Raw genomic sequence first — 5737 nt, forward strand, 5'->3', positions numbered from 1 at the left:
CAGCCGAGCGCCTGCGTGATCTACTGACAGCCACATAGACCATCAGGTGTTGCGAGGACCCCTGGAATCCGCCATCCGCCCGGGGCCGTTCGCCTGGTGAGAGCCGGCGGCCCGATCCCGCCCCGTTGCCCCCTTTGCGGCTGATCGCCCCGATCGGTGCGTGACCAGGCGCTAGCTTGTTGCCGGTGGCCGTCTCAAAAGAACCGCACCGGTTGATTCTGTTCACCGACGCCGTCGTGGCGATCGCCGTCACGCTGCTCGTGCTTCCGCTCGTGGACATCGTCCCCGAAGTCGCCAAGGAGCACGGCGAGGCGATCGAAGTGATCACGAAACACCAGCCGGAGGTCTGGACCTTCCTCCTCAGCTTCGTGGTGATCATTCGCTTCTGGCTCGCCCACCATCGGGCGTATCAGCACGTGCGGGCCTACTCGACGCCGTTGATCCTCTGCAACGCCGGCTGGCTGCTGGCCATCGTCGTGCTGCCGTTCCCGACCGAGGTCGTGGGCGTGTTCCAAAGCGACCGGTTCACCACGGGCTTCTACATCGGCACGATCTTCGCCGTCAGCGCACTCCAGACCGCGATGACCCTCATCATCAGGGCCGACGCCGCGGTGGCCTCCGAGGAGAACCCGCCAACCCCGGAGCTGGCCATCTCGTCCGCCACCGCGACCGTTCTCCTGGCCGCCGCCCTGGTCGTCGCGCTGGCCCTGCCGGCCATCAGCTACTGGGCGCTGTTCCTCCTCCTGCTCTCCGCGCCGGTCGAACAGGTCCTGCGCCGCCGACAGCGCGTGGCCGCCGAAGCCTAGAAAAGAAGCGGGAACAGCGACGGCCGATCTCACCAAGTACCGGATGAACCGACGCGCACACGCTGGACTTGGAGAACCGGTTGGTGATGATCGATACATATCCGCACTCGGACACCGGTGAGGTGAGCGACAGCCAGACGATCGGCGCGTCGCTCACCGACCCGGAGAGATTCGCCGAGATCTTCCACCGGCACTGGGACGAGATCCACCGCTACGTCGCGCGGCGGCTCGGGCCCGAGGCGGCGGAGGACGTCGGCGCCGAGACCTTCGCGGTCGCCTTTCGCAGCCGGGAACGGTACAACCTGGACCGGCCGGACGCCCGGCCCTGGCTGTACGGCATCGCGACCAACCTCATCGGCCAGCACCGCCGGGCCGAACGGCGCCGCCACCAGTTGCTCGCGCGCACGCCCGCCGAGGGCGAGACCGGGTCGTTCACGGACGGCAGCGACGCGCGGGTGACCGCCGAACTGCTCGGCCCCCGCATCGCGTCCGTGCTGACGAACCTGTCGGCGGCCGACCGCGACCTGCTGCTCCTGATCGCCTGGGCCGACCTGACCTACGAGGAGGCCGCCGAGGCGCTGCGAGTGCCCATGGGCACCGTCCGCTCCCGCCTGCACCGGATCCGCAAGAAGGTCCGGCGCGCGTTCGGAAACGCCGACCCCACACGTCTTCAGGAGGAGGACCGATGATCGACGAAGAGATCGCCCTTGTCCGCGACGCACGACCGGCAGTTCCTTCGGACGACCCCACGGTGAAGGCACGAGCGTGGGCTCGCCTGCACGCCGAGATGCGGGGGGAACCGCGGAGTGCCCGGAAGATCAGGAGGCTCCGTGGCCGCTGGCCCCTGGCCGCCGTGGGCGTCGTGGCCGCGGGCGTGGCCACCGCGGTCGTCGTGACGCAGACCGGCGGCGGCCCGGCCCCGGCGCCGGTCACGCCTCCGCGGCCGGACGTCACGCGGCCCCTGCCCTCACTCGCCCTGGCCGCGTCGATCGTCGAACGCCAGACGCCGACGGTGCCCCGGGCGGACCAGTGGATCTACACCCGCACACTCCTCACGAACAGCGTCCCCGCGCCGGGAAAGGTGCAGGCCGCCCCGACGGTGGAGCGCTGGGACCAGTTCGGCGCCGCCCGGTCGGCGACCATCGATCGGCGCACCGGAAAACTGCAGGTGACCTACGACGCGGAGGCGGCCAAGGCGTCGGAGCCGTTGCAGCTCCCGCAGCTCGTCAAGTACGTCGACGGGCTGCCCACCGACCCGGACGCCCTGCTCGGCGCGGTGCGCAAGGGCAGCAAGAACAAGCTGTTCGTCAGCACCGTGGGCAACGGGGACGCGAACGAGCCGGTCTTCGAGTCCATCGAACTGCTCTTCAGGACCGACCCCTTCATCCCACCCCGGGTGAACGCCGCGCTCTTCCGCATGCTCAAGGACTTTCCGGGGGTGCACCTGGAGCCGGTGACGGATGCCGCCGGGCGCCGCACCGTCGGCGTCTATCGCGACTCGCCGGGTGAGGACCGGAGGGAGATCCTCTTCGACCCCACGACCTTCCGCTACATGGGGTCGCGGCTGGTCGCGGTGCAGAACATGAAGACCGACGGAAAGCCGAAGCTGGTCCAGCGGGTCGGCCAGGTGCTGTCCCAGAGCGCGCTGGTGACCGTCAAGGTGACCGACAAGCCCGGACAGCGCTGAGACGCGGCGCGGCGGTCGTGCTCCAACCGCAGCGCGAGCGCCTGGACGCGCGGGCCGATCAGGGCCACCGCGGCGACCTCCGCGACCCCCGGTCCGGGTTCACAGACCCGTACGGTGCCCAGCCGGGGCGAGGCCCGCCCGTACCGGCGCGAGGACAGCGAACCCAGCCGCTCGAACAGCAGCGGTGTCGTACGCCCGGCCAGGTGGTGGTACGGCCGGACGCCGGCCAGCACCTCGACGACGAGCCGGGCGATCAGCCGTGCCTCCGCCCGCACGTCGGGCGGGCCGTCGCGTACGACGCCGAGAACGGGCCGGGGCGGCCACCCGTGCGGCGGGCCGGAGTCCAGGGCGAGGGCGAGTGACCCGTGCACCGCGATCGCGGCCGGTTCGCGGCCCTCGTACGGGATGAGCCGGATCGGGGAGCGTGCGGGCGTTCGTCTGCGCACGATGAGACCTCCGTAATGTGCGGGCCGCCGGACGGCGGCGACACACAGAGAGTCCTCAGCGGAGACGGAGATACATCGTGGCCGGATGCGGACACGTCACTGCTTGGTCGCCGCCCGGCTCCGGCGCGGGATCTCCAGCGCACTGTGCAGCTGGTAACGGTCGGCGCGGTAGGTCGAGACGGCGAGTTCGACGCAGGTGCCGTTCATGAACGACCGCCGCTGAAGCAACAGCACCGCGCTCCCGCGGGCGAGGTCGAGCAGCCGGGCGTCGGCCGTGTCGGCGATGCCCGCCTCGATGGTCTGCTCCCCGGCGTCGAACACGATCCCGAAGCGCGTCTCCAGCACGTCGTACAGCGACGCGTCGCTCAGCGGTGTGTCGGGCAGCCCCGGTGCGACGGTCAGCGGGATGTGCGAACGCTCGACGGCCATCGGCTCGCCGTCCGCGGTGCGCAGGCGCTCGATGACGTGGACCCCGGTGCCCGGCGGCACGTCGAAGACCCGCGCCAGATGGGCGTTGGCCGGCGTCGTACGGCGGTCGAGGTCGCGGGCGCCCGGTTCGAGGCCCCGGGCCCGCATGTCCTCGGTGAAGGACACGAGCCGCAACGGCATCTCGATCTTGGGCCGGGCGACGAACGTGCCCTTGCCCGGCACGCGGTACAGCCGGCCCTCGGTGACGAGGTGGTCGACGGCCTGCCGTACCGTCATCCGTGACAGCCGGTAGCGCTGGCACAGCTCCCGCTCGGACGGGATGGGCGCGTCCACCGGCAGTTCGGCGTCCTCGATCAGGTCGAGGAGGATCTCCCGGAGCTGGAAGTACTTGGGTACGGGGCTGGTCGGATCGATCTTGCCCATGGGGTACCTCTGGCAGCGATGTCGGGGAGTGAAGTATGGTTCATACTGGTCTAGTCCGGACTAGACCACACGTCCAGTGAGCGTGTCAATGCAGGTCAGAACTACGAAGACGTAACGACGCGATCACGCATCGACGATCACGCGGAGCCGGACGCGCAGCCGTGGATCCACGCACGGCGGGAGCCGTAGACCCACACGGCGAAGGAGACCCCATGACCGACACTTCTCGTATGCGGACCGAGATCGGTGAGCAGGCCACCGCGCTGGACGCGACCCTCGACGCGCTGTTGCCCCGCGTGGCCGAGGTCGGCGTTCTGGGCCGGGAGACCCGGCAGGTGCTGTTCATCGCACGCGGGTCGTCCGACAACGCGGCCGTCTACGGAAGCTATCTGGTCCAGACGCACGCCGGCCGGCTCGCCACCCTCGCCTCGCCCTCGATCGCGACGACGTACAAGAAGAAGATCGACCTGTCCGGCGTGCTCGCGGTGGCGATCAGCCAGTCGGGCCGGACCGAGGAGATCGTCGAGACCCTCGACTGGGCCGCCGGCTGCGGCGCGCGCACCGTCGCCGTCACCAACGGCGAGGGCTCGCCGCTCGCCGAGGCCGCCCAGCTCGCGCTCGTCACCCGGGCCGGCGACGAGATCGCCGTCCCCGCGACCAAGACCTACACCACCCAGCTCGCCGCGCTCGCGGTGCTCGGCATCGGCCTGGGCGCCGAGGTCGACATCGCCGACCTGCGCCGCGCGCCCGAGGAGGTCGACCGGCTGATCGCTGCGACCGAGGCCGCCGAGGCGCTGCCCGAGATCGTGGAGGCGCTCGCCGGCGTACCCGGCGTGGTCGTGTCCGGCCGGGGCATCGCGTACGGCACGGCGCTGGAGTTCGCGATCAAGCTGAAGGAGGCGTGCTACCTCCACGCGATGGGCCTGTCGTACGCCGACCTGCTGCACGGGCCGATCGCCGTCGTCGACGACGACACCCCGGCGCTCCTGGTCGCCGCCGACTCCGGCCCGACGCTTCCGGGCACGGTCGCGCTGGCCGAACGGGTCACCGCGGCGGGCGCGAAGGCGTACGGCATCGGCGGCGGCCGTATGCTGGCCGAGGCGTCCACGCGTGCGCTTCCCGGTCCGGACCTGCCGGAGTGGGCCGCGCCACTTGCCCTGATCGTGCCGGGTCAGCTGATCACCGAGCGGCTGGCCCGACGCTTGGGGATCGACCCCGACGTCCCGCGCGGGCTTGGCAAGGTGACGCAGACGGATCAATGATGGGGCCCGTATCGACAAGGGAGACTGCCTGATGGCCGAGCGCCGTGTCACGGTGCAGACCGAGGCGGGACTGCACGCCCGCCCCGCCGCGCTGTTCGTCCAGGCCGCGACGAAGGCACCGATGGACGTGTCCGTGGGCCGACCGGACGCCGATCCGGTCAACGCCAAGAGCATCCTGCTGGTGATCGGCCTCGACGTCCGGCACGGCGAGGAGATCGTGATCAGCGCCGACGGCGACGGCGCCGACGCCGCCCTCGACGAGCTCGTCGCCACGGTGACCGCGAACGGTGCCTGACCGCCTCAGCGGTCTCGGCGTCAGCCCCGGCGCCGGCGCCGGGCCGGTGCGCACGATCGCGGGCGCGGTCCCCGAGCCTCCCGCCGGCGAACGCCGCGAAGGCGACGCCGCCCCGGAGACGGCCCGCGCCCTCGCGGCCCTCGAAGAGGTCGCCGCCGACCTGGAGAAGCGGGGCGACCGGGCCGGCGGCGAGGCACGAGACGTCCTGGCGGCACAGGCGATGATGGCCCGCGACCCGGGCCTGGCCGAGCTGACCGGACAGAAGATCGCCGACGGGGCCTCGGCGGCTTGCGCGGTGCACGAGGCGTTCGGAGTGTTCCGCGACATGCTGGCCGGCGCGGGCGACTACATGGCCGCGCGGGTCGCCGACCTCGACGACATCCGCGACC

Annotated in this window: 7 protein-coding genes and 1 pseudogene; 6 read left to right on the forward strand and 2 right to left on the reverse strand. The window is 71.3% G+C overall.

Annotation, left to right across the window (positions count from 1 at the left end):
* The first annotated feature begins 185 nt into the window (after window positions 1-185).
* The 3 genes from ACFFNX_RS40090 (at window position 186) to ACFFNX_RS40100 (ending at window position 2493) form a co-directional block, all read left to right on the forward strand.
* Window positions 186-806 carry a TMEM175 family protein gene (locus tag ACFFNX_RS40090; protein ID WP_378211393.1) on the forward strand — a complete coding sequence of 207 codons (621 nt, stop codon included), beginning with the start codon at window positions 186-188 and terminating at the stop codon, window positions 804-806.
* 86 nt (window positions 807-892) lie between these two features.
* Window positions 893-1495 carry an RNA polymerase sigma factor gene (locus tag ACFFNX_RS40095; RefSeq protein WP_378211399.1) on the forward strand — a complete coding sequence of 201 codons (603 nt, stop codon included), beginning with the start codon at window positions 893-895 and terminating at the stop codon, window positions 1493-1495.
* Window positions 1492-2493 carry a CU044_5270 family protein gene (locus ACFFNX_RS40100; protein WP_378211394.1) on the forward strand — a complete coding sequence of 334 codons (1002 nt, stop codon included), beginning with the start codon at window positions 1492-1494 and terminating at the stop codon, window positions 2491-2493. Before ACFFNX_RS40095 ends, ACFFNX_RS40100 begins: the two co-directional genes overlap by 4 nt.
* Before the next feature lie 23 nt (window positions 2494-2516).
* Here the strand turns inward: ACFFNX_RS40100 and ACFFNX_RS40105 are convergent.
* Both ACFFNX_RS40105 and ACFFNX_RS40110 read right to left on the reverse strand, forming a co-directional pair.
* Window positions 2517-2939, reverse strand: a pseudogene (locus tag ACFFNX_RS40105) (Rv3235 family protein); the annotation flags it as partial.
* Between the two features lie 96 nt (window positions 2940-3035).
* A complete protein-coding gene (locus ACFFNX_RS40110) occupies window positions 3036-3791 on the reverse strand; it encodes a GntR family transcriptional regulator (protein ID WP_378211395.1) in 756 nt (251 codons plus the stop codon).
* A 230-nt stretch (window positions 3792-4021) separates the two neighbouring features.
* On the opposite strand from ACFFNX_RS40110, the gene ACFFNX_RS40115 reads away from it, so the two are divergent.
* The 3 genes from ACFFNX_RS40115 to ACFFNX_RS40125 form a co-directional block, all read left to right on the forward strand.
* A complete protein-coding gene (locus ACFFNX_RS40115; RefSeq protein WP_378211400.1) occupies window positions 4022-5053 on the forward strand; it encodes an SIS domain-containing protein in 1032 nt (343 codons plus the stop codon).
* A gap of 31 nt (window positions 5054-5084) precedes the next feature.
* Window positions 5085-5348 (forward strand): HPr family phosphocarrier protein, encoded by a 264-nt coding sequence (locus tag ACFFNX_RS40120; RefSeq protein WP_378211396.1) that lies wholly within the window; start codon window positions 5085-5087, stop codon window positions 5346-5348.
* Window positions 5341-5737, forward strand: a 397-nt coding sequence (locus ACFFNX_RS40125) for a phosphoenolpyruvate-utilizing N-terminal domain-containing protein (protein WP_378211397.1), incomplete at its 3' end; no start/stop codon positions are given. The genes ACFFNX_RS40120 and ACFFNX_RS40125, both read left to right, overlap by 8 nt.

Origin of the sequence: Actinoallomurus acaciae (assembly GCF_042429965.1) — a bacterium.
GTDB lineage: Bacteria > Actinomycetota > Actinomycetes > Streptosporangiales > Streptosporangiaceae > Actinoallomurus > Actinoallomurus acaciae.